The 23,639-nt window shown below is 38.5% G+C and carries 24 protein-coding genes; all 24 read left to right on the forward strand.

Going from position 1 to position 23,639, the window contains the following annotated elements:
* The first annotated feature begins 14 nt into the window (after window positions 1-14).
* Window positions 15-1,571 (forward strand): flagellar hook-associated protein FlgK, encoded by a 1,557-nt coding sequence (flgK, locus tag PAHA3_RS23100; RefSeq protein WP_062836996.1) that lies wholly within the window; start codon window positions 15-17, stop codon window positions 1,569-1,571.
* A gap of 22 nt (window positions 1,572-1,593) precedes the next feature.
* Window positions 1,594-2,514, forward strand: a complete 921-nt coding sequence (gene flgL / locus PAHA3_RS23105; protein ID WP_062836997.1) for a flagellar hook-associated protein FlgL — start codon at window positions 1,594-1,596, stop codon at window positions 2,512-2,514.
* Between the two features lie 15 nt (window positions 2,515-2,529).
* Window positions 2,530-3,099: a DUF6470 family protein gene (locus tag PAHA3_RS23110; protein WP_062836998.1), complete on the forward strand. Its 570-nt coding sequence runs from the start codon at window positions 2,530-2,532 to the stop codon at window positions 3,097-3,099.
* Between the two features lie 32 nt (window positions 3,100-3,131).
* On the forward strand, window positions 3,132-3,635 hold the full coding sequence (fliW, locus tag PAHA3_RS23115; protein ID WP_082762961.1) for a flagellar assembly protein FliW: 504 nt from the start codon (window positions 3,132-3,134) through the stop codon (window positions 3,633-3,635).
* A 2-nt stretch (window positions 3,636-3,637) separates the two neighbouring features.
* Window positions 3,638-3,883, forward strand: coding sequence for a carbon storage regulator CsrA (csrA, locus tag PAHA3_RS23120; RefSeq protein WP_062837000.1), 246 nt, complete (start codon window positions 3,638-3,640; stop codon window positions 3,881-3,883).
* 143 nt (window positions 3,884-4,026) lie between these two features.
* Complete coding sequence (locus PAHA3_RS23125; protein WP_062837001.1) at window positions 4,027-4,842, forward strand: flagellin N-terminal helical domain-containing protein; 816 nt, start codon at window positions 4,027-4,029, stop codon at window positions 4,840-4,842.
* A gap of 240 nt (window positions 4,843-5,082) precedes the next feature.
* The gene (locus tag PAHA3_RS23130) at window positions 5,083-5,898 is read left to right on the forward strand and encodes a flagellin N-terminal helical domain-containing protein (RefSeq protein WP_062837002.1); all 816 of its coding nucleotides are present in this window, start codon (window positions 5,083-5,085) and stop codon (window positions 5,896-5,898) included.
* Window positions 5,899-6,149: 251 nt separating this feature from the next.
* A complete protein-coding gene (hag, locus tag PAHA3_RS23135; RefSeq protein ID WP_062837003.1) occupies window positions 6,150-6,971 on the forward strand; it encodes a flagellin Hag in 822 nt (273 codons plus the stop codon).
* A gap of 173 nt (window positions 6,972-7,144) precedes the next feature.
* On the forward strand, window positions 7,145-9,019 hold the full coding sequence (locus tag PAHA3_RS23140; protein ID WP_062837004.1) for a glycosyltransferase: 1,875 nt from the start codon (window positions 7,145-7,147) through the stop codon (window positions 9,017-9,019).
* A gap of 89 nt (window positions 9,020-9,108) precedes the next feature.
* Complete coding sequence (locus PAHA3_RS23145) at window positions 9,109-10,221, forward strand: glycosyltransferase (RefSeq protein ID WP_062837005.1); 1,113 nt, start codon at window positions 9,109-9,111, stop codon at window positions 10,219-10,221.
* Window positions 10,222-10,235: 14 nt separating this feature from the next.
* On the forward strand, window positions 10,236-11,429 hold the full coding sequence (locus PAHA3_RS23150) for a class I SAM-dependent methyltransferase (RefSeq protein ID WP_062837006.1): 1,194 nt from the start codon (window positions 10,236-10,238) through the stop codon (window positions 11,427-11,429).
* A gap of 25 nt (window positions 11,430-11,454) precedes the next feature.
* A complete protein-coding gene (gene rfbF / locus PAHA3_RS23155) occupies window positions 11,455-12,243 on the forward strand; it encodes a glucose-1-phosphate cytidylyltransferase (RefSeq protein ID WP_062837007.1) in 789 nt (262 codons plus the stop codon).
* A gap of 40 nt (window positions 12,244-12,283) precedes the next feature.
* Window positions 12,284-12,949, forward strand: coding sequence for a serine acetyltransferase (locus PAHA3_RS23160; protein ID WP_153028282.1), 666 nt, complete (start codon window positions 12,284-12,286; stop codon window positions 12,947-12,949).
* 14 nt (window positions 12,950-12,963) lie between these two features.
* Window positions 12,964-13,884 carry an NAD-dependent epimerase/dehydratase family protein gene (locus tag PAHA3_RS23165; RefSeq protein ID WP_062837009.1) on the forward strand — a complete coding sequence of 307 codons (921 nt, stop codon included), beginning with the start codon at window positions 12,964-12,966 and terminating at the stop codon, window positions 13,882-13,884.
* A gap of 71 nt (window positions 13,885-13,955) precedes the next feature.
* On the forward strand, window positions 13,956-14,957 hold the full coding sequence (locus PAHA3_RS23170) for a class I SAM-dependent methyltransferase (RefSeq protein ID WP_167350931.1): 1,002 nt from the start codon (window positions 13,956-13,958) through the stop codon (window positions 14,955-14,957).
* Window positions 14,958-14,995: 38 nt separating this feature from the next.
* Window positions 14,996-15,550 carry a dTDP-4-dehydrorhamnose 3,5-epimerase gene (rfbC, locus tag PAHA3_RS23175; RefSeq protein ID WP_062837011.1) on the forward strand — a complete coding sequence of 185 codons (555 nt, stop codon included), beginning with the start codon at window positions 14,996-14,998 and terminating at the stop codon, window positions 15,548-15,550.
* A gap of 12 nt (window positions 15,551-15,562) precedes the next feature.
* Window positions 15,563-17,377, forward strand: coding sequence for a glycosyltransferase family 2 protein (locus PAHA3_RS23180; RefSeq protein ID WP_062837012.1), 1,815 nt, complete (start codon window positions 15,563-15,565; stop codon window positions 17,375-17,377).
* Window positions 17,378-17,406: 29 nt separating this feature from the next.
* Window positions 17,407-18,498 (forward strand): CDP-glucose 4,6-dehydratase, encoded by a 1,092-nt coding sequence (gene rfbG / locus PAHA3_RS23185; RefSeq protein ID WP_371327950.1) that lies wholly within the window; start codon window positions 17,407-17,409, stop codon window positions 18,496-18,498.
* A 351-nt stretch (window positions 18,499-18,849) separates the two neighbouring features.
* On the forward strand, window positions 18,850-19,239 hold the full coding sequence (locus tag PAHA3_RS23190; protein WP_062837014.1) for a flagellar protein FlaG: 390 nt from the start codon (window positions 18,850-18,852) through the stop codon (window positions 19,237-19,239).
* A gap of 14 nt (window positions 19,240-19,253) precedes the next feature.
* Window positions 19,254-20,735 (forward strand): flagellar filament capping protein FliD, encoded by a 1,482-nt coding sequence (gene fliD / locus PAHA3_RS23195; RefSeq protein ID WP_235599535.1) that lies wholly within the window; start codon window positions 19,254-19,256, stop codon window positions 20,733-20,735.
* A 23-nt stretch (window positions 20,736-20,758) separates the two neighbouring features.
* The gene (gene fliS / locus PAHA3_RS23200) at window positions 20,759-21,145 is read left to right on the forward strand and encodes a flagellar export chaperone FliS (RefSeq protein ID WP_062837015.1); all 387 of its coding nucleotides are present in this window, start codon (window positions 20,759-20,761) and stop codon (window positions 21,143-21,145) included.
* Complete coding sequence (locus PAHA3_RS23205; RefSeq protein WP_062837016.1) at window positions 21,138-21,497, forward strand: hypothetical protein; 360 nt, start codon at window positions 21,138-21,140, stop codon at window positions 21,495-21,497. The genes fliS and PAHA3_RS23205 overlap by 8 nt, the downstream gene beginning before the upstream one ends.
* 475 nt (window positions 21,498-21,972) lie before the next feature.
* Window positions 21,973-22,170 carry a cold shock domain-containing protein gene (locus tag PAHA3_RS23210; protein ID WP_024631599.1) on the forward strand — a complete coding sequence of 66 codons (198 nt, stop codon included), beginning with the start codon at window positions 21,973-21,975 and terminating at the stop codon, window positions 22,168-22,170.
* A 431-nt stretch (window positions 22,171-22,601) separates the two neighbouring features.
* On the forward strand, window positions 22,602-23,165 hold the full coding sequence (gene hpf / locus PAHA3_RS23215; protein ID WP_047840659.1) for a ribosome hibernation-promoting factor, HPF/YfiA family: 564 nt from the start codon (window positions 22,602-22,604) through the stop codon (window positions 23,163-23,165).
* Window positions 23,166-23,639: the final 474 nt, after the last annotated feature.

Raw genomic sequence — 23,639 nt, forward strand, 5'->3', positions numbered from 1 at the left:
TAGGGGGAAACCAGGTGACATCTACATTTCATTCAATCGAAACGGCTAAACGCAGTTTGTTCACACAGACGACAGCTCTTAGCACAACAGGCCATAACGTAGCCAATGCCAACACGGAAGGTTACTCACGTCAAAAGGTAAACATGCAGGCATCCATTCCAATGGAGCCGTTTGCATTTTTGCATAGTACAACACCAGGACAACTCGGTACAGGTGTAGAATTCAACTCCATTACACGTGTACGCGAGAAATTTCTGGATGACCAGTATCGCAATGAGAATACCAACTTCGGGAGTTGGTCCATTCAACGAGATACACTTGAGAAACTTGAAGCTATTGTAAACGAACCATCAAACACTGGTTTTCGAACCGTTATGGATAATTTCTACAAATCATGGTCAGACCTGAGTAAAAATCCTGAGGATGTTACAGCACGGCGGATCGTAAAAGAAACGACGTTGGCTCTGACCGATGCGATGAATCAGATTAGCCGCCAACTAGATGCACTCAGTCAGGATCTGGACAGTAACATCGCTGTGAAAAGCAATGAGATCCAGGGCTACCTTGGTAACATTGCGAACCTTAATAGTGCTATTGTAAAAGTCGAATCTCTAGGCGACAATGCCAATGATTTACGTGACCAACGTGATCTGATGACAGACAAGCTGTCCAAAATTATGAACGTTACCGTTACGGATTCTCCGCAAGGATACCAGGTTCAGATGAATGGACAGGCACTCGTCACTGGCGGGGCGGTACAAGTTGCGATAGATCCTGCTTTTCTGAATGCTGCGTATACAGCAGGCACGCTCACCAACGGCGAGGTCCACGGCATGATCAAGTCCAGAGACACTTTGGTAAGTGATTATCAGAAACAAATGGATGACTTAGCTAATACGCTTGCCAACGGTGATATTGAGATCACCCTTCCTGCGGGTTCTATCTTGCCAGATAATACTGTTCTGGATGGTGTTACATACACGGGTGCAGCACGGACGCTTGCAACTGATCTGAAAGTTACGGTAAAGGGTCTGAACGGTTTGCATCAACTCGGATACAGCATGGACGGTACTACGTCACCGGGCGTACCTTTCTTCACGGCATCTGGTGGTGGGACGGCAATCACAGCAGGAAATATTTCATTAAATGCGGCGATTCTAGCCGATCCAAATAAGATTGCAACCTCTTTGCGTACAACTACCGATTCTTCGGGGACAGAAACGGTAATCAAAGGGAATAATACGCTGGCGAATCTGCTTGCCAATCTTAAAGATACACCGATGAAGTCAGCTGATGGTTTACGTAATGCACCCATTGGTGCTCAGTTCAGTGCTATCGTTGGACAGTTGGGTGTTCAATCTCAGGAAGCGGCTCGTCAGACTTCCAATTCAGAGTTTCTCGTAGAACAGGTCGATACTCGGCGTCAATCTGTTAGCGGCGTATCTTTAGATGAGGAAATGGCTAATATGATTAAATTTCAGCATGCTTATAGTGCGTCCGCCCGGTTTATGACCACATTTGACCAATTGTTAGATAAATTGATCAATTCTACTGGTGTTGTAGGTAGATAGTAAAAAGGGGGAATAAAAGATCATGAGAATTACGAATAATATGCTCAGTTCACAGTTGATCATGAACCTCAATCGAAATGCTCAACAAATGAATAATACTCAGACGCAACTTGCTACAGGTCGGAAAATTAATAAACCATCAGATGACCCTGTAGGGATTACTTACTCCCTTCGATATCGTGCAGAATTATCGTCAAATGAGCAGTATCAGAAAAATGTAGATAGTACCATCTCCTGGCTAGATTTTAATGATACTGTTCTGGATCAGGCAGGAAGCGTTGTCCAACGGTTAAGAGAGTTGACGGTACAAGCTTCTACCGGAACAAACCCCCAGTCTGCTCTTGATAGCATTAATGAGGAAGTTAAGCAACTTAAGGAGCAACTTATAGATATTTCAAATAGTAAGCTCAACGGTAAGTATATTTTTAACGGGGAGACTTATGATATCAAACCATATGATTTCCCCAGAAATGCAGATGGGACACTTGACACAACAAATGCAGATGCGATTGTCACAGATAAAGGTAAAATCAACTTTATTGTTGGAGAAAGTGTTCAATTGCCCATTAATACTACCGGGAATGAAGTGTTTGGTGATTCAACAGAACCTGACAACCTTTTTGTTATTTTGAACACCATTATGCAGGCGCTGACGGATGGTGATCAGCAAGAGTTGTCCAATCAACTTGATAACATAGACAGTCGTACAGACAAAGTGTTAGCAATTCGTTCTGAAATCGGTGCGAAGACCAATCGTGTTGAGCTTATGATGGGACGTTTGGATGACCTTGGTGTAAATCTCAGTGAACTGCAAGCTAAAGTGGAAGATGCGGACTATGCTGAACTGGCAATAAAATCAAAGATTCAGGAAAACATATACAATGCTTCCTTATCAACAGGAGCTAAGATCATTTCTCCATCTTTGGTAGACTTCTTGAGATAAAGGGAGTGGTTACATTTGAGGACTCTTCCCATCGTTCAAATTAAAACAACACCTTCTGTGTTGCATATTGATGCTGATCTGGGTCAACAATCCATTCGCCAGCCTAAGGCTGAGCTTCAAATGAGCACGACACCTGCCAAATTCATAGTGGAGAGTCATCCGATCAAACTAGATGTGGATCAAAGTAAAGCATTTGCGGCGTATACTGGTGGTAGTATGTTTGAAATGAATTCTAGGATATACTCAGGATTTCAGCAGCAATTTTTGCGAAATATGGCTGAGCGAGTTGAGCAAGGAAATCAATTAGCTGCCATTCATAGGCCGGGTAACACGATAGCGAATATTGTCGGTACAAATTGGCAGGCGAAACCTTTTCCAGAGACTAGAGCACCAGCATCTTATGACAATGTTGATATAAGAATTGAGACTAGAGCACCAGACGTTCGTTTTGAGTCGGCTGTATCCAATTTAAACGTCATAGTGAACAGGCCGGAGATTGAATATCAACGAGGCAAGTTGGACATTTACGTTAAGCAGTATGCTTCTATACAGTTTACTCCACCTGCTATAGATATGGGACTATAAAGGTAATAGGTTATAATAGGCTATAGACGGTTATGTTCGACATCCGCTATAGCTTTTTTTTGTACAAAACTGCTGCCAAGGAGGCGTTTGATATTTTAATTAGAACTAGTATGTTAGGTGAAATCGATGTATCTCTAGAGGACGTATATCATTTTGAAAAGGGGTTGCCTGGATTTGAGCAGGAGAATGATTTTGCATTAATTCCATGGGAAGGAACTCCTTTTAGCTATCTTCAATCTATAAACGACTCAGAAATTTCATTTTTAATCGTTAGTCCGTTTGAGTTTAAGACAGACTATAGTTTTGAGTTGAGTAATGAGGACAAAGATGAGCTGAAACTTGAAGAAAAGGTAGGAGTATACGCCATTGTGACTATTCATTCGGAAACAGTAAAATCAACTATGAATTTGTTGGCACCGCTTGTGATGAATCCCGTTACTCTAAAAGGCAAACAAGTTGTGCTTCACCAATCCGGATATGAAACTAGACATCGGATCTGGTCAAATAACCTGCAATCGGTGAAAGGCGGGAATTAACTATGCTAGTACTGTCACGAAAAAGAGGAGAATCCATTATTATTCAGGATAACATTGAGGTGACTGTGCTTGCAGTGGATGGAGACACCGTGAGGATCGGAATCTCGGCGCCGAATCATGTGGATATCTTTCGTCAAGAATTGTACGTTTCCATTCAGGAAGCCAATCGTGAGTCTACAGCTCCGCCCGTATCTGACGTGGAAGCATTTATGCAGTTTGTTCGTGATACTAAAGAGAAAGATAAATAGAGAATAATCTATTCAGCTATAATAGTTTTTGTTTATCTGACGATATATAGTATAGACGTTGTTTCAGGAGGGCGGCCGACCTTAATGTAGCGACGTTTACCACAAGGATGTGGAACTAACTTATTTCAGGGAGGAAACACTCAATGATTATCAACCACAATATTGCTGCAATGAACACTCATCGTCAACTGAACACCAACACAACTAACACGAACAAAGCGATCGAAAAATTGTCTTCCGGACTGCGGATTAACCGCGCTGGTGACGATGCTGCAGGATTGGCGATTTCCGAAAAAATGCGCGGACAAATCCGCGGTTTGGATATGGCTTCCAAAAATGCACAAGACGGTATCTCTTTGATTCAAACAGCTGAAGGCGCATTGAACGAAACACACAGCATTCTGCAACGTGTACGTGAATTGTCTGTTCAATCGGCGAATGATACCAACACAGATGCAGACCGTGCAGAGCTTCAAAAAGAAGTTACACAACTGACAGCTGAAATTGATCGTATCTCGACAACAACTGAATTCAATACGAAGAAATTGTTGGATGGTGCTGGTGCAAGTGCTGTAGTATTCCATATCGGAGCTAACACAGGTCAAAGCATTACGTTGAACATTGGGAACATGGGATCCGGTTCCCTGGGTGTTGGGTCAGTTGCCATTGGTACTCAAACAGGTGCGAACGCTGCAATCGCTACTTTGGATACAGCAATCGCGTCGGTATCTGCTGAACGTTCCAAATTGGGTGCAAACCAAAACCGTTTGGAGCACACCATCAACAACTTGGGAACGACTTCTGAAAACCTGTCTGCTGCGGAATCCCGTGTTCGTGACGTAGACATGGCGAAAGAAATGATGAACCAAACGAAAAACAACATCCTTGCACAAGCTTCACAAGCGATGTTGGCGCAAGCTAACCAACAGCCACAAGCTGTACTGCAATTACTTCGTTAATCTTTATATTAGAAGAACCTTTGGGCTCCCAAAGGTTCTTCTGTTTTTCAGTCCAACTAACTTGGATCTCAGAAGAGAGATCACCAAAAAAATAAAAATAAAAACATTTTACTATAAAAAGTATTGTTGTTTCTGTCGATATATAAAGTAAGATGTTGCACTGATAGGTATTCCAGCCTTAACGTTGTAACGTTTACCACAAGGATGTGGAACTAACTTATTTCAGGGAGGAAACACTCAATGATTATCAACCACAATATTGCTGCGATGAACACTCATCGCCAACTGAACACCAACACAACAAACACAAACAAAGCGATCGAAAAATTGTCTTCCGGTCTGCGGATCAACCGCGCTGGTGACGATGCTGCAGGATTGGCGATTTCCGAAAAAATGCGCGGACAAATCCGCGGTTTGGATATGGCTTCCAAAAATGCACAAGACGGTATCTCTTTGATTCAAACAGCTGAGGGTGCATTGAACGAAACACACAGCATTTTGCAACGTGTGCGTGAATTGTCTGTTCAATCGGCGAATGATACCAACACAGATGCAGACCGTGTTGAACTTCAAAAAGAAGTAACAGAACTGACTGCTGAGATTAACCGTATTTCGACAACGACAGAATTTAACACTAAAAAGCTTTTGGATGGTGCTGGTGCAAGTGCTGTAGTATTCCATATCGGGGCTAACACAGGTCAAAGCATTACACTGAATATCGGTAACATGGGAGCCAGTTCCCTAGGTATTGCATCAGTAGCTATTGGTACTCAATCAGGTGCGAATGCTGCAATTGCTACCTTGGATACAGCAATCGCATCCGTATCTGCTGAACGTTCCAAATTGGGTGCAAACCAAAACCGTTTGGAGCACACCATCAACAACTTGGGAACGACTTCTGAGAACCTGTCTGCTGCGGAATCCCGTGTTCGTGACGTAGACATGGCGAAAGAAATGATGAACCAAACGAAAAACAACATTCTTGCACAAGCTTCTCAAGCGATGTTGGCGCAAGCCAATCAACAGCCACAAGCTGTACTGCAATTGCTTCGTTAATCTTTATATTAGAAGAACCTTTGGACTTCCGAAGGTTCTTTTTTTATTTCAATTAACTTGGATTTCAAAAGAAACAGCACCAGACGTTACAAATTATAAAAAAATAAAATAAAAATCATTTTACTATAAAAAGTATTGAGGTTCCTGTCGATATATAAAGTAAGATGTTGCACTGATAGGTATTTAGTCTTAACATTGTAACGTTTACCACAAGGATGTGGAACTAACTTATTTCAGGGAGGAAACACTCAATGATTATCAACCACAATATTGCTGCGATGAACACTCATCGCCAACTGAACACCAACACAACAAACACAAACAAAGCGATCGAAAAATTGTCTTCCGGTCTGCGGATCAACCGCGCTGGTGACGATGCTGCAGGATTGGCAATCTCAGAAAAAATGCGCGGACAAATCCGTGGTTTGGATATGGCTTCCAAAAATGCACAAGACGGTATCTCTTTGATTCAAACAGCTGAGGGCGCATTGAACGAAACACACAGCATTCTGCAACGTATGCGTGAATTGTCTGTTCAATCGGCGAATGATACAAACACTAACGCTGACCGTGTGGAACTTCAAAAAGAAGTAACAGAACTGACAGCAGAGATCGATCGTATCTCGACAACAACTGAGTTCAATACGAAGAAATTGTTGAATGGTGCTGGCGCAAGTGCTGTCGTATTCCATATCGGAGCTAACACAGGCCAAAGCATTACGTTGAATATTGGCAACATGGGAGCTGGTTCCCTAGGCGTTGCTGCTGGATCTGTAAGTATTGCTTCTCAAACAGGTGCGAACGCTGCAATCGCTACTTTGGATACAGCAATCGCGTCGGTATCTGCTGAACGTTCCAAATTGGGTGCAAACCAAAACCGTTTGGAGCACACCATCAACAACTTGGGAACGACTTCTGAAAACCTATCTGCTGCAGAATCCCGTGTTCGTGACGTAGACATGGCGAAAGAAATGATGAACCAAACGAAAAACAACATCCTTGCACAAGCTTCACAAGCGATGTTGGCGCAAGCTAACCAACAGCCACAAGCTGTACTGCAATTGCTTCGTTAAGTTTTGCACAAAGAGCCATCGAGGATTATCTCGATGGTTTTTTTTATTTAAGTATTATTCGAGGAATTATTTACTTGTTATTAATGCCACAATAATTCTAAATATTGTGGATACTTTTACCGATATACATAGGTATAGATCTGGATTCGTAAATGCGAAATGAGAGGGAATACATGTCGAAAACTATTGCGTTATGTATGATTGTTAAAAATGAAGAGCAATTTCTTAGAAGGTGTTTGGATAGTGTAAAAGATAAAGTTGATCAGATAGTCATTGTTGATACAGGTTCTACTGATAATACACTCTCAATCGCCAAAGAGTACACAACAGATATTGTTCAAATGGAGTGGACCAATGATTTCTCAGCGGCTCGTAATGAGTCCATACGTCATGCGAATACAGATTACACTCTTGTGCTGGATGCAGACGAATATCTGGAACAGACAACAAATTTGGCTGAGGTATTACAATCTGGAGCAGATTACTATTTCACAAAAATATTTAACTTTATGTCAGGCGATCGTGGAATGACTCATCTGGCTATTCGTATTTTTAAGAATAAAATAGGTCTGTGTTATCAGAATCGCCTCCATGAACATTTGAATACAAGGGAACAAGAAGATCAGTTAGTAGCAGGTTATTCCAATCTAATGATCATGCATACCGGTTACACTGACGAGATAATGGAAAGTAGAGGAAAGGCTCAGAGGAATCTGGCCCTTATGTTAGTTGAAGTGAAGGGGAATCCATCTGTCTATAATTTATTCAATATGGGTAGAACCTATATGTGGCTTGGTGAACATGAAAAGGCCATTCAATATCTGCAAAAGGCATACCCATTAAGTAAGAATCTCACGATTGCCCCAGAGTTGATTGCATCTTTATGCAGGAGCCTTGGCGAACTAAAGAGATATGATGAGGCACTTACGATTCTGGAACAAGCTGTGGATTTATATCCGCTCGAAGTTGATTTGTTTCATTTGCAAGCACTGTACTATATGGAAATTGGATATCACAGAGATGCTATGGCGTGTATGAACAGATGCTTGGAGATTGGTGACCAAGGTATTTCATTCACAGAAGGTAATGGCACGTACATCGCACATTTAAGGCTTGCAGAGTGGCATTCAACACGAAATGAATATAACAAGGCGTATGAACATATTACAGAAGCGATCAGGTTTAAAGCAGATTTTTTACCTGTGATTGGAAAGTATTTTGAAATTGTAGAAAAAGCAGGTCTTTCTCTGGAAGAGATGTTTACAAACGCCAATGATATATTTTCAATAACAAACAGTAAAATTTTGGGAAAAATACTGGAGGCACTTTATCAACTGAGACATCCACTCTTACAGAGATATCTAACCTTGTATGAGGTAACGGTTCAGGAGCATGTCATGGCTGTTGCTAGCCAATATGCCAAGGATTATAGCCAAGCCCGAGAGCAATGGCTAGGACTATCTGAGCAAGAAGAGCAAAATGGAGTAGATATACTGTTGTTAGCAATTCTTCTTAAAGACGAGGTATTATTCGAGAAGGCTGGCCCACTGTTTAATCTAAGTGATAAAGAAAAGAAATTTTTAACCATAGTTGTACGGGATGAATCGATCGATAAGTTAAGTTTAACAACGTATACGGAAAGTATTTTAGAGAGAGTGTTAGTACACCTGATACGTTTACAAGAGTTTGAAGTGATGGAAACTATACTTGGATATATATGGAATGGTCGCATTGAAATTAAGATTAAAGTGTGTGAGCATCTGGCGGATTATGGTTTCGGCGAAATTGCTATTGATTTATTAGTGGAGCTGTTCAAGCTGCATCCAAGAAACAAAAATATTATAAGATTATTAGGTGATGTTTGCTACAGGTCGAATTATCTGCAGGATGCACAGCTCTTTTATACTAAATTACTTGAATTGTCTGATAATTACAGTTCACATGAACGAATGTATAATGTATATCTTAAATCGAAAGATGAAAAGGGTAAGAATGCTTTATTAAATGTAATAAGCGAGAAGTTCAAACTATGTTTATGGTTGAGATAGATTTGAAAATGTAATAACAAAATGTAAGGGGATTTAGGTTTTTTGAGAGTGAAACCTAAACAGAGTTTAACAAATTAAGGGAGTCGAATATGAGTAATCTATCAGCTAAAACAAAACCACGCCTTGTAGCTCTGTGGCCTGAATGTGAAAATGTTCATCTGACAAAGGATCTTGGAATGATTCCGTTTATTTTGCACAAGTACCATGACTATAATTCATCAATAGCCTGTTACCAAATGGAGGAATTCCCTTATTTAAATAATGAAGTTAAAGGTTTGAACGTTGAACGTATTGAAAATACAGGCGATATTTTGCGAGATGGGGACGAGTACCTCATTCAAAATGCGAATAATATCGATATCTTATTCTTAATGGGTATCTACTCATTTACACTGAGCTGGATAAATATATTTAAAACTCTTAATCCAGATGGGAAAGTATATCTTAAGCTGGATGCAAACCTATATTGGATGAACAGTATTGATATGACGAATGACGTTTTGGGAACACTGGAAAAATGCGATTTAATTAGCGTAGAAAGTAGCAAATTACATCATTATCTTAGTCAAAAATGGCCATTGAAAATTGAATTAATACCGAATGGGTATTACAACTTTAATGCAAGTAATGATGTTGCTTTTGAAGAAAAAGAGAATGTAATTCTAACAGTAGGAAGAATTGGGACTTTTCAAAAAGCGAATGATGTTCTTTTGGAAGCTTTTAAGTTAGTGAATGAGGAAATACCTGATTGGAGAATTAAAATTGTAGGGAACATGGAAGAGACATTTATGGAGTACCTACAAAGTTATTTTTCAGAGAATCCTACTTTGATGAAAAAGGTAGAATTACCTGGCTCAATCAATAATAGATTTGAGCTTGAAAAGGAATACAGAAAAGCTAAAGTGTTCTGTTTAACCTCAAGATGGGAGGGATTCCCTCTTGTTTTTACAGAGGCGGCTAGAGCTGGATGTTATGTGATTTCAACTGACATTGATCCCGCTTATGACATTACTTGTGGTGGCAAACTGGGGAGCCTTTTTCCGATTGATGACGTAGAAAAGCTAGCAGAAACACTATTAGAAGTATGCAAAGATTCAGGACAAATTGAAAAAGTGTGCTATGAGATTCAAGAGGTCTCTAAAAGGAATTTTGATTGGGTTACTATTGGCAATAAGATTGATCGATTATTACATTTGAACTAAGTGGGGGAACTTTTGTGATTGAAATATCATTGCAAGAAAATACAGTGAAACTGACTAACACATATACCAATGAGGCTGAAGTTGTTTTAGATTTGGGGGTAAAACATAATAACTACACTACATTAAGCTCCCAAAGATTGTATCAGGAATATACCAGTATGATAAACAACTATGAGGTTATTAAGAAATATACTTACGGGGAAACAACACTGCTTGATATTGTGGCAATTACAAGTCTTGTTTTCAATGAATTAATGAATGGTAAACACACTAATATAAGAGCGTTAGAAGTGGGCAGCTGGTTTGGTTGCTCGAGCTATTTTTTTGCTAACAGTTTAAAGACGTTTTCAGAGAATAATATACTTTTTTGTATGGATACATGGAATGGTAGTCCAGATACGATGAGTCACAGCATAGCTAATTATGAAAATGCATTTGAACATTTTAAAAGTGTAATGCGATATGCAGGGGTCTACGAAAATATAAAACCAATAGTTTGTGACTCCACGATAGGGATGGATATTCTACAAGAAAACTTCTTCGATATTATTTTTGTAGACGCTAACCACACTTACGATTATGTATATCAGGATATTATTAAAGGAATTAAAAAAATTAAAGTAGGAGGACTCTTGATAGGTCATGATTGTGAATGCTATGCGGATGAGCTACCTCCCCATCTTTTACATGGAGACAATAAGCATTTGGATGGTATAGAGGGATACCATACAGGGGTTATCAAAGCGCTGGATGATATTTTTGGTCGAGATTATAGCCGCTTTAATGCTAGTCTAGTTTGGTACAAAAGAATAACTCAAGAAGATAAAGATATGATAGTTCAATTGGAAAAGAAATCGAGTATTTCTTATCAGAGAACGGACGAATTGGTTAAGGCTATAAAAGACTCTATACAATTTATATACAATAGTAGTTTGGATGAAAAAACGGAAACAACCCAAATTCTTCTTACTGATTTGGTTCAGGTGGCTCAAGAACTTGAGAATACGATGGCTGAAATTAGCGGGAAAATTAACAATAAGAGTATTAAGCTCAAAGCTAATTTGCTAAAAAGTGCTTTGATAGATTACCAGATTACGTATGAAAATGATTTCCCACAAGCTCTCATGGTGTTAGAATCAAGTGTTATTGAAAGTTTTAATGACTTTTGGAAATGTTATTCAGAACTTGATGGAAGCCGTGTTGAATAAAGTAGCCGGGAGGTGAAGTGGAAGAATGAAAGTCGTTATTTTAGCAGGTGGAAGAGGTACTCGGATAAGTGAAGAGTCTCATTTGAAGCCTAAACCCATGATTGAAATTGGAGATGCACCAATACTATGGCACATTATGAAAACTTATTCTTCCTTCGGATATCATGAATTTATTATATGTCTAGGATACAAGGGGTACATTATTAAAGAGTACTTTGCAAATTACTATCGCCATATGTCTGAAGCAATTACGTATGATTTCTCTTCAGGAATTGATGCCACAGTAAGTGTTCATCGGAATTCAGTTGAACCTTGGAAAGTTACATTGGTAGATACGGGATTAAATTCCATGACTGGCAGCAGAATTAAGAGAATTGAACCATATGTAGGAAATAATCCATTTATGCTAACATATGGAGATGGTTTAGCTGATATTAATATTGAGCAGTTGGTAAAAAATCATAAGGAAAGTGGGAAGCTAGCCACGATTACAGGCGTACAACCAGATGGCAGGTTTGGACGACTCGAACTTGATGGTAACTCGGTCACTGGCTTCACAGAGAAGGTTAAGGGAGATGGCGGTTGGATCAATGGTGGCTTTATGGTCTGCCAACCACAAGTTTTTAGTTATATCGAAGATTTTGAAAGCACAATTTTAGAGCAAGAACCGTTACAAAATTTAGCAAAAGATGAACAACTTAATGTCTATAAACATGAAGGATTTTGGCAGCCAATGGATACTCTCCGTGAAAAAATTATATTGGATGAGCTTTGGCATGGACATAAAGCACCTTGGAAGGTTTGGACAGATTAGAATATATACAGATAATGGAGGGTATATGTTTAAGACTTCGATGACTGAAGATGAGTTACAAAAGTATGTTATTCATCAATTAAATAATTTCTATCCAGACAACCGGTTATCGAATAAAGAATATATATTCAAATGGGCAATAAGCGAAGCACTTGAACGCACGCATTTTTGCTTTAAACATGTTTCGTTACCAGCGTATCACCGCGATGGGACAACGTATTTTTCTCATTTGCACTCCGATCAATATACCGTCTTTATATGGTTCTTATCTAATGCGATATGGAAAAGATTCAAAGATGCTGAAATAGCTGCTAAGTTGTTTAATCTAAACAAGGCACTAAACGGTTTTCTGTGTATGTATGATGCAGAGTTACCTGATATTTTTCTTGTTTTACATGGGAACGGAGTAGTGTTGGGCAAAGCTTTTTATAGTAACTTCTTCGTATGTTATCAGGGGTGTACTGTGGGGGCTATAGAGGGCCAATACCCTAAACTAGGTCGTGGTGTTGCTTTAGCTCCTAACTCAACAGTAATTGGTGAATGTAGTGTGGGGAATTTAGTCACTATAGGGAATCAAGCACTCCTCAGAAATACAGATCTGAGTGATGGTTCGTTGTACTACCGTCATATAGACACAGGTAAGCATATAAATCAATCAACAAACACTCCTTGGGCACAGACATTTTATAATGTACCTATTTCATGACATGGAGATGAATCGTGACAGTGAAAACAATTTTAATTAGTGGTGCAAATGGTTACATTGGTCTTCACATGGCCACGTTACTTGAAAGTTTGAACTACAGGGTACTTAAAGCTACCAGAGATTCGCACGGAGATCTCCTGATGGATTTTACTGATCCGGATAAGATAGCTGAAATGAAATACAGCGATATTGATGTGATGATACATCTGGTTTCACCTAGCGAGAACATGCACTCAGAATCAAATCATGAAGCTATAATTGACAATACTGCTAAGGTTCGTGCAGCACTAACTTTCTGTGAGAATAATAAAATATCTAGTTTCATATATGTATCAAGCTTTCATGTTTTCGGGGTATCCCCGGGTGAATTAACAGAAGATTCTCCTCCCATGCCAATTAATAATTATGGGCTTGCACATTATGAGGCTGAACAAACAGTAATTAGGTTTAACGGAACCAATGGAGTTAGAACTTGGATAGTTCGCCCGTCCAATGTTTTTGGTGTACCTAAGGATTTAGCAAAGTTCAAAAGGTGGAATCTCATACCTTTTGCATTTTGTGAAGAAGCAGTAAATAATCATAAAATTATACTACGTACTTCAGGGAAACAACTTCGTAACTTCGTAGGTGTTACTGATCTTTGTAGAAGAATAGCTTGGATTATTAGAGAGAAACCATCTTATGAAATTTTACATGCTTATGGTGAAGAAACGATGAGTGTTCTGAATTATGCGTATCTTGTTCAGAAAGTTTCGCAAGAAAGATTCAATATGCCCGTGCAAATTATTCATCCCGAAGTGGAAGAAAAGGTAGTTCATTTTCAATTTACAAGCTCAAATGATTGTCCAGAACTGTATCCTACGGAGAGCTTGGAAATATTCGTATATGAAATGCTGGGAGAGCTCCTTAAGCGCTCATCAGAAAGGAAATACTAGACATGATATGTTGTATATGTGGACAAGTCTGTCATTTTGAAGAGAAATATAACGGTGCTCCACACAGTGTGATGCTTGATTATGATACGGAACAAGTTCAGGTGCGCGATATTGACATTTATCACTGTCATTCATGTGGACACACTCAGATTCCGTCTCATATAAATGAAAGCTATTATGAAGAATATTCAATGGGCTCTTTTTGGGGTGCGAGTTTTAAAAGTGTTCGAGAGCAACAAGTTGAACGTTTATCTTTGCTCGCTCCATCAAATAATAAATTCCTTGATATTGGATGTGGTGTTGGACACTATCTTGAGTTGGCCCAGAAGTACTTCATAGAAATTCAGGGTGTGGAACCTTCTAGTTCTAGTGTTCTAATTGCTCGGGAAAAGGGCTTCAATGTGACTCATGATTTTTTTCATCAAGGATTAAGTTTTAAATCGGGATTTGATGTAATAACTTTAATAGAAGTTTTGGAACATCTTGAAGATCCGCTAGAGATGATAAAGCAAGCAGCGACACATCTAGAAGATAACGGTGTGCTGTTGGTTGAAGTTCCTAACGGACAAAGAATTTTCGAGAAAAAACTGTATAATAATCTTTGTACTGATCACATCCAATATTTTTCAGTAACCAGTCTATCAGCAATGGCCTGTCGTGCTGGATTGAGTGTTGTGTGTGTGCAGGAATCAGCAGATCCTAATTTACTGGAAATTTATATGAGAAAGGTGCCGAAATCTCTAGTGGATTTTAGCACGAAGCGGCAAAAGGATCTTAATAGAATCGTCTCTCAACTCTCTCCCAATTCTAGGGTTGCAGGTTGGGGCGCAGGAGCGGAAGCCACTTGTTTTTTGGCAATGTTAAGAAATGAAACCCAGATACAATGTCTCTTTGATAGTGACAACGCCAAGCATGGACATTATCTTTCTCGCATTCTCATTAAAAAACCTACATCTGAAGCGGTCTCTAAATTCAATACTATTATTATTTTTGCTAATGCACATATAAATCAAATACAAACTCAGCTTAAACAACTTGGATTTTCTGGGGAAATAATAACATTCAAATCATAAAATCACAATTTAAGTAATAGAAAGTTAGGTGGACATGCATGTTGATTCATCCTACGCCGTTGAATAAAGCGGCAGTTATTGAATTAGAACCTATTACGGACAGTCGCGGATATTTTGCCAGAAGTTTTTGTCAGGCGGAAATGAAAGCAAAAGGTATTAATTTCAATATGACTCAATCTAATGTAGCTTTTAACTTGAAATCCGGAACCCTAAGAGGCATGCATTTTCAAAAACCACCCTATAGCGAAGACAAAATCGTAACGTGCTTCAGTGGTGCGATATACGATGTTATTATAGATTTGAATTATAAAAGTTCTACATTTGGAAAATGGTATGGAGTGACACTGTCGGAAGAAAATCGCTTATCTTTATATGTTCCCAAAGGTTTCGCACATGGTTATAAGACCCTAACAGACAATACAAATATTCATTATATGGTAAGTGAGAGCTATACACCTTCACATGAATCTGGAGTTCGTTGGAATGATGAGGCGTTTGGCATAGAGTGGCCTGAGTCAGAACATACCATCATCTCACAAAAAGATGAATCATGGAATGCTTTTAATACGAAAACAGATGGTATTGAATTATAAAGGGAGACTAAAATGGATAATTTGACCGCAACAAAACTTCTTGAGTCTCTGCATGTTGGACGTGAAGGAATTATTTATTTGGAAAATTGTATTAAACAAGAAGAAATGAGCCTCTCAGACATGGGAATATTCGATGATTTCCTAAACTTAATACGTGTAGTGGAAAACTTAACAAACACATCAACTATACCTAACAGAGTGAAGGAAATTAATGCTAATATAATTTTTTATATTAATGAGCTTAAACAAAATATGATGTCTGATAAAGTAGATTCTTTTTTATATAATTTCAAATTTCATTTTACCTCTTTGTTTAGAGTTTTAGAGTATGAGGTAGCTTATTTGGTAGAAAACATAGTTACGAAGAGCGACTACCCGAATTTTTATCCTGAGATCGGGATCGTGGATCATGAAGATATTATTATGAATGGTAAAAACTCAAAGTGTAAAGTCAGTATAGTTTTACTAGCATATAATAATCTCAGTTATACCAAGGATTGCGTTGAGAGCATTTTAATGAATACTGGCGATATAGATTATGAATTAATTTTGGTAGATAATGGTTCTAATGATGGGACAAAAGAGTATTTTAATTCTATTAATGGGGCAAAAGTAATTCATCTAAAATACAACATACATCTTGTTAAAGGATTTAATATTGGATTAATGGCAGCAGAAGGTAAATATTGTGCTGCTGTATGTAATGATTTTATTTTCACACCGAATTGGATAGAAAACTTGATGATTTGTATCGAATCAGACCCGAAAATTGGTTTTGTCTCACCAGGCGCAACATTTATTTCAAATTTGCAGCAAATTTCAGTCCCGTTTGTCTCTAAAGAAGATTTTCAAGAGCGGGCTAAAGCTTATAATGTAAGTGATCCTGCTAAGTGGGAAGAGCGTGTAGTATTGTTACCCAATGTGTTGTGTTGTCCCACAGCTCTTTTAGATCGAATTGGATATTATGATACTCGTTATTACCGTGGTGAGTTTTTGGACGATGATATAAGCTTTAGAATCAGAAGAGCGGGATATAAGCTCGTATATTGTGGAGATACTGTAGCCCACCATTACGGTAGTTTGACTACAGCAGTTGACCACCAATCCAATTCCTTGGAAGAAGGAAGAGTAACTTTCCGGGAAAGATACGATTTGGATGCTTGGTTGGATGCGCGTATGAATGTAGCCTATCTCGATATTGATGAAAAATTATTTTCAGGAGTTAATTCAATTTTAGGTATTGATGTAAAATGTGGGGCTACTTTACTTCAATTAAAGAATCGTATTTGGTCAAGTTATGGGAATAAACCAATAATTTCTGTTTGTTCGACGGAGAGAAAGTATGATCTGGATGTTAGAAGTATTTCTGAGCAAGTCATTACACTTGACAATTTAATTCAACTCCATTCTGTTGAAAACGTCAATGTTGACTTAGTTTATATTGAAAAACCATTGGATCTGTATTCAGACGATTTGGACACTATTTTTAATAGTGTTGCTGACAAGATGAATACCAATGGCAAGTTGATTTTTATGGTTAACAACGGAATTAGTATTGAAATGCTATACGAAATGTTGAACTCTTCTCATTCTGTTCATAATCGTAAGCTTTACATCCCTGAAGTAATTTGCAATCAAGCAAGGATATATGGTTTTGAATCAACTTCAATATTTAACTATGCCCCACAACGAAGTGCTGATAGCGATCAGATGGTTGGTAATTTAGCAAGTTTTTTAGCTAATGGTGAGGAAAAAGAAACGGAATATCTGAAATCATTACTAAACCATACTTATGGATTATATCAAATGAACTTCGTTGGAATTTAAATTTATATGAAAGTCAAGAGGTTGATATGGTGAAAACAGGCATCGTGAATCGTAACTTTTGGTTAGGGAAAAATGTGTTTATAACTGGACATACTGGTTTCAAAGGTAGCTGGCTGACTCTGTGGCTTAATAATATGGGGGCAAAAGTTACGGGGTACTCTTTAGATGTTCCCTCAAGTCCTTCGTTATTTCAGCTAGGTAATATTGAAGAAGTTTTAGTTGAATCCACTACAGACGGTAATGTAACTGACTTATTGAAACTTACTCAATCTATAAATAAAGCTAATCCGGAGATCATTATTCACATGGCTGCGCAACCTCTAGTTAGAAAATCATATGAAAGCCCTGTTGAGACATACGCAACCAATGTAATGGGTACTGTTAATATAATGGAAGCAGCACGTAGTTGTTCATCGGTCCGCGTTATTCTAAATGTTACCACAGATAAATGTTATGAAAATAAGGAATGGGAATGGGGATACCGGGAAATTGATCCTTTGGGTGGGCATGATCCCTATTCAAGTAGTAAAGCTTGCTCAGAACTCATCACCTCGGCATATCGTCGTTCTTTTCTTCAATCCTCTGGGATAAATGTAGCTACTGCGAGAGCTGGCAATGTAATTGGAGGAGGAGATTGGGCTGAAGATCGACTCATCCCTGATTTTGTTAAATCACTGATTAACGGAGATAAGATTCAGATTCGTAATCCCGGTGCTATTCGTCCTTGGCAACATGTACTAGAACCTTTATCGGGTTATCTACTACTTTGTCAAAATTTATACTCTGAAGAATTCAATTATAATGAGGCCTGGAACTTTGGACCTCAGCATGATGATGCTAGATCTGTTGAGTGGATCATTAATCAGATGCTTAGCAAATGGCCTCACGATAATCTGGGATACCACATTATAAACCAAGATTCAAAACATGAAGCAAACATGCTCAAACTGGACTGCTCGAAGGCTTTGAAGCACCTTAACTGGTTCCCCAAGTGGTCTCTCGATAAAGCACTGGATTATACAGTTCAATGGTATGTTGATTACTTAGTGGGGAAAAGTGTTAAAGAGGTATGCGAGTTTCAAATTAGCCAATATGAAAAAGATAGTTTGACACAAAGTTAAACTCTAATATGGTTAGAGGTTTTAGGGAATAATTAGGAAAAATTCTGGTATATAATTTATGCATGCAATCCTATCGTTTTGGATTAGTGTGTTTGCTACACAATTTGGTAATTGCCAGGGTAACATAACTGAGATCATCCTCAATCTATCCAATGTATTCAGTAATTGATTGGAATCGTTCCTTAGATAACAGTTTGTTTTCACGCATCGCACTGGAGATCATCAACGTTCAATATGTAGTACATTCTATATGTTTATTTTAGAAACATTCATTGTACTAATAAATATCTATTCAATCTCAATCCTCGCTAACCGATAAATATAATAAATAATTCCATCGGGGGATGAACGATGAATATACAGTTTTCACTTTCCACCAATGCTGCCAATAGCACATCGGTTGCAAATGGCACTCAAGGTGAATCCCGTGGCATACAAGACAGCGCTCTGTTACAAGCTGTCCGAAGCGGGACAGAGTTATCCAAGCTTGAAAGGCAAGGTGTTAACATTCCATTTGGAGACGAGCAGCTTATTAAAGCAATAGACAGAGCTGTTAAAGCTCTGGCAGGCCCTACGACAACTCTGGAAATGAGTGTTCATGAGAAGAGTCGCCAGATTTTAGTCAAAGTGCTCAATAAGGAAACAGGTGAACTGATTCGTGAAATTCCTCCAGAGAAGACACTGGACTTGGTAGCCAAGATGATGGAAATAGCCGGGATTATAGTCGATGAAAAAGTATAAGGAGGTTAGATTAGATGAATATGCGTATTAATGGTTTTTCAGGAATGGATATCGACAGTATGGTTAAATCAATGATGACAGTGAAGCGAGTTCCATTAGACAAGTTGAATCAGCAAAAACAAATTCTCGAATGGACACGTGAGAGTTATCGAGAGATAAATAGCAAAATTGTTCAGTTAAGTGATAAATTGCAGAAAATGAGCTTTTCGGATGCTACAAATACTCAAAAATCAACAGTAAGTGGGAATACAACAGCAGTTAGGGCGGAAGCAACAGCTGAGGCAAGTTCAGTTCCTTTTTCAGTTACAGAGATTAAGTTGGCCAAACAAGCACAAATGCAAAATAGTTCTAGACTGGAAATAGCTAATCAACCCACTGCGAAGGTTACTCTCGATACAACATTAGCAGATTTAACAGGGACAAACGCTCCCTCATACGATCTGAATATCAATGATAATTCAATTACTTTTCTAAGTACAGATTCTTTATCTGTGGTTATTGCACGCATTAATTCAAGTATACCAACGGTAACGGCAAGTTTTGATGAAATTAGCGGGAAGCTTTCAATAACTTCAAAAGAACATGGGAAAGCTATCACAGATACGGGGACAGGTGGTGTTCAGCAATCTAGTTCACTGAATACTGCTCTAGGATTAACGTATACTCCTCCTCAAGCTGGTGAAGTATCAATATCGAATGGTACAGATTCTGTAAAATATACACTAACTGATAATAAGCTGAAAATTAATGGTATTAACTTGACATTTTTAGAAGAAACGACTGCAACTAATCCTACCAAAATTACAACGCAGTCTGACCCGACCAAGGCTGTAGAAACGATAAAATCTTTCGTGGACACGTATAATGAATTACTTGGATTGTTAAATGGAAAAATCTCAGAGCAAAAGTTTCGTGATTTTCAACCTTTGACAGCTGATCAAAAGAAAGATATGAAAGAAGACGACATTAAGAATTGGGAAGAAAAAGCTAAAAGTGGACTTTTGAAGAATGATTCTATTCTTAGTGCGGCTGTTAACTCAATGAGGACGGTAGTTACAGGGAACTTGAAAATGTTAAGTGAAGTAGGAATTACAACCGGACAGTATTATGAAAAGGGTAAGTTGCAGATTGATGAAAGTAAACTTAAGGATGCTCTTACGACTAACCCTGACAAAGTTCTAAATATTTTCCGCGGTTCAGTTTCAGACGCAAATAGTAAACCTCTATTTAGTGAGATGCGTGGTGAGCTTAATTCTACGCTAGACATGCTCGTGAAAAAAGTGGGTACATCGAAATTGGACTCAAATGCTAGTATGACACTGAAAACAGAGAGTATTATGGGTGAGCAATTGAAGCAGTACAACAAGAGAGCAACCGAGATGGAACGAAAAGTTTCAGATTGGGAAACACGCTATTATAAGCAGTTTGCGGCTATGGAGAAAGCAATGAGTCAATTCCAGTCGCAGTCTTCCAGTTTGGCAAGTTATTTTCAATAATTAATGAGGAGGAATAACTTAGTATGATTTCATCTCCTTACGAGAAATATAAGCAGTCTTCAGTACAAACTTCTACTCCAGGTCAATTGGTTATCATGTTGTATGATGGGGCGATTAGATTTACGAAAACGGGTCTGGAAGGCATTGAAGCAAGGGATTACTCCAAAGCGAATGTAAACCTTGGCAAAGCTCAAACAATTATCAGTGAGTTGATGTCTACCTTAAATCAATCCTATCCTGTGGCTAAAACTTTGTTCTCGCTCTATGAGTATATGAACTATTTATTAATTCAAGCAAATATAAAAAAAGAAACCAAGTATGGAGAAGAAGTATTGGGATACATGCAGGAACTGCGTGAAACATGGGTTGTCGCTAGTAAACAAGTGACGGGAACTATACCAAATGAGTAGTGAAATTCAGTCAGAGTTGGATATGCTTCTCCACCAACTATTAAATTTAACGCTGAATTTTATAGATGAATTGGAAACCAAGGTTTCTAAAGATATTGAAGATTTCATTAGTGAACGTCAAGATTTAGTACAACAATTACAGGGTATTATGGACGTTCAAAAGATGAATAGTTTGCAAAAAGAAGAACTGAAGGTTATTTTGACGTATGACCTCATGATACAGGAACGTATGTTATTGATTAAAAATGAAGCACAAGAATGGTTACTACAGCGAAACTTAGCAAAGACACAACGTAGTTTATATGAAAGCAAGTATGCATCTGAAAGTTATCTTATGGATAAACGAAAGTAGATGAAGTAAAGTTGAAGACCCGTACTCAGTACGGGTCTTCTTCATTCGCAAATTAAAAATTTGTTCTAGTATATATACTAATTTGTAGCCTAGAGTCTACTATTAATTTTCAGAGGCATTCAGTATGTGAATGGTAAACGGATGTATAATTGTTTCTTAGGAAGTATTATTCATACTACATAGTGAAATAATTGAATTTGAAACTTTGTAATTCACTCGTTATCTGAACAGTAGACTCTCATCGAATCATCTAACATTAATACATCAAAAATAGACTTACCAACGCTCCAATTACCTGATATATTCAAGTTATCCCACCTTTCAACACAATCCCCAATTAATCTACAAAAAATACCAAGAAAACATTTACTTTACCAATTGACAATGGATAACTTTGGATGGTATTATCTGAATTGTGGGCAGAGGTTAAGGCCGAAAGCTTCACTTCATTTGATGACGAAGGGAATGTTAGTGCATGCAAGGTAAAGTAAAATGGTTCAACGCAGAAAAAGGTTACGGTTTCATTGAGACTGAAGACGGCGGCGACGTATTCGTACATTTCTCCGCAATTCAATCCGAAGGATTCAAAACTTTGGAAGAAGGTCAATCCGTAGAATTCGACATCGTCGAAGGCGCGCGTGGACCGCAAGCAGCTAACGTAATCAAATTATAATCATCCGGACAATCCGACCTACATATATGGTTAGATGGTTACCAAATTGAATTATCGCTAGCATCAGACTCCGGTACTTTCCGGGGTCTTTTTTTGTTCTAATAGATTCGAGATTAGAGGATCATTCGAGGAAGATCATCTTAATGAATTTAAATGAGTTTAATAGATTCAAGAGATAGATTGAAGTTCATTTTACATAATAGATTAAGCAAGCTCAAAAACGGTTAATTACATCATCAAGCGCCTAATAAGACATTCCATGCAAATATACGATTATGGCTGAATATGATGAAATATCGCGAAATATGGCGTTATGCCTACGTTGGCAGATGTGGCTTGAACAGATGTCATTATTCGGTCACCGGGAGTTTTTACATGGCGCTTACATTCGTGTTATAATGAAGTGGCAAAGGAAAAAGGAGGAGTGCCCTATGAATTTAAGTATTCGAGGTCAACAAATCGAGGTTACTGATGCTTTGAAGGATTATGTCGACAAAAAGTTGAGTAGACTCGAGAAGTATTTCGATGCACCCCTTAACTCTGACGGTGCTGTTACATTGAGCACGACGAGAGGTTTGCATACGGTAGAGGTGACGATCCCTTTGAAAGGCATTGTGCTCCGCGCTGAGGATGAGAGCGACGATATGTACGCATCCATTGACTCCGTGGTGGACAAGCTGGAACGTCAGATCCGCAAACACAAAACAAAAATTAACCGTAAGTTCCGCCAGGAAGGCAGCCTGAAAACACTCTTCGTTGAAGATCCAACAGGTACTGTAGCTACAGCTGAACTGGATGCGGACACGGATGACGATGATCTGGAAGTTGTACGGACGAAACGCTTTATGCTGAAACCAATGGACGTGGAAGAGGCAATCCTCCAAATGAACATGGTTGGTCACAATTTCTTCGTATTCTCCAACATTGACAGTGAAGAAGTTAGCGTTGTTTACAAACGGAACGATGGTAAGTACGGATTGATCGAACAAGGTTAATCTTAACGTTAATAATAATGAACACAGGAACTACAGTTTCCTGGGTTAGACTTAACAAGAGCTTCCATCCCTTAGGGGATGGGGCTCTTTTGTGCGTAGAGGAGCCGGGAAATGACCTTTGGAAATAAAATGGTGAAACTATTCCCTATGCTGCTGCGTCTAATAGATAGTAAGAAGAATCACAAAATGTACAAGTTTACCACCAGATTCGCATGATTACGAAAATATTCGTACACATGCATTGGAGAACTGGATATTGAGATTTCCATCCAAATTTACCATCAAAATTCGTTGACAGGGCGAGCTATCCTGCAAAACGAAACATGACAATCGAAGGCTTCGGCTAACGACTATGATTTTTTGCACTTAAACTCGGTTTGATATGTCTCAGAAGTTCAAAGAAGTGTGCCGTGGCGTGTTGCGGCGGCCCTTACAAACTGTTACAATTTATGCAAAGAGAATCATTGTCCTGAT

The organism is Paenibacillus amylolyticus, from assembly GCF_001570725.1.
Classification (GTDB): Bacteria; Bacillota; Bacilli; order Paenibacillales; family Paenibacillaceae; genus Paenibacillus; species Paenibacillus amylolyticus_A.

Coding starts and splice junctions, on each gene's coding strand:
- flgL (WP_062836997.1), top strand. CDS start 1,594: ATGAGAATTACGAATAATATGCTCAGTTCACAGTTGATCATGAACCTC.
- fliW (WP_082762961.1), top strand. CDS start 3,132: ATGTTCGACATCCGCTATAGCTTTTTTTTGTACAAAACTGCTGCCAAG.
- csrA (WP_062837000.1), top strand. CDS start 3,638: ATGCTAGTACTGTCACGAAAAAGAGGAGAATCCATTATTATTCAGGAT.
- PAHA3_RS23125 (WP_062837001.1), top strand. CDS start 4,027: ATGATTATCAACCACAATATTGCTGCAATGAACACTCATCGTCAACTG.
- PAHA3_RS23130 (WP_062837002.1), top strand. CDS start 5,083: ATGATTATCAACCACAATATTGCTGCGATGAACACTCATCGCCAACTG.
- hag (WP_062837003.1), top strand. CDS start 6,150: ATGATTATCAACCACAATATTGCTGCGATGAACACTCATCGCCAACTG.
- PAHA3_RS23140 (WP_062837004.1), top strand. CDS start 7,145: ATGTCGAAAACTATTGCGTTATGTATGATTGTTAAAAATGAAGAGCAA.
- PAHA3_RS23145 (WP_062837005.1), top strand. CDS start 9,109: ATGAGTAATCTATCAGCTAAAACAAAACCACGCCTTGTAGCTCTGTGG.
- rfbF (WP_062837007.1), top strand. CDS start 11,455: ATGAAAGTCGTTATTTTAGCAGGTGGAAGAGGTACTCGGATAAGTGAA.
- PAHA3_RS23160 (WP_153028282.1), top strand. CDS start 12,284: ATGACTGAAGATGAGTTACAAAAGTATGTTATTCATCAATTAAATAAT.
- PAHA3_RS23170 (WP_167350931.1), top strand. CDS start 13,956: ATGCTTGATTATGATACGGAACAAGTTCAGGTGCGCGATATTGACATT.
- rfbC (WP_062837011.1), top strand. CDS start 14,996: ATGTTGATTCATCCTACGCCGTTGAATAAAGCGGCAGTTATTGAATTA.
- PAHA3_RS23180 (WP_062837012.1), top strand. CDS start 15,563: ATGGATAATTTGACCGCAACAAAACTTCTTGAGTCTCTGCATGTTGGA.
- PAHA3_RS23190 (WP_062837014.1), top strand. CDS start 18,850: ATGAATATACAGTTTTCACTTTCCACCAATGCTGCCAATAGCACATCG.
- fliD (WP_235599535.1), top strand. CDS start 19,254: ATGAATATGCGTATTAATGGTTTTTCAGGAATGGATATCGACAGTATG.
- fliS (WP_062837015.1), top strand. CDS start 20,759: ATGATTTCATCTCCTTACGAGAAATATAAGCAGTCTTCAGTACAAACT.
- PAHA3_RS23205 (WP_062837016.1), top strand. CDS start 21,138: ATGAGTAGTGAAATTCAGTCAGAGTTGGATATGCTTCTCCACCAACTA.
- PAHA3_RS23210 (WP_024631599.1), top strand. CDS start 21,973: ATGCAAGGTAAAGTAAAATGGTTCAACGCAGAAAAAGGTTACGGTTTC.
- hpf (WP_047840659.1), top strand. CDS start 22,602: ATGAATTTAAGTATTCGAGGTCAACAAATCGAGGTTACTGATGCTTTG.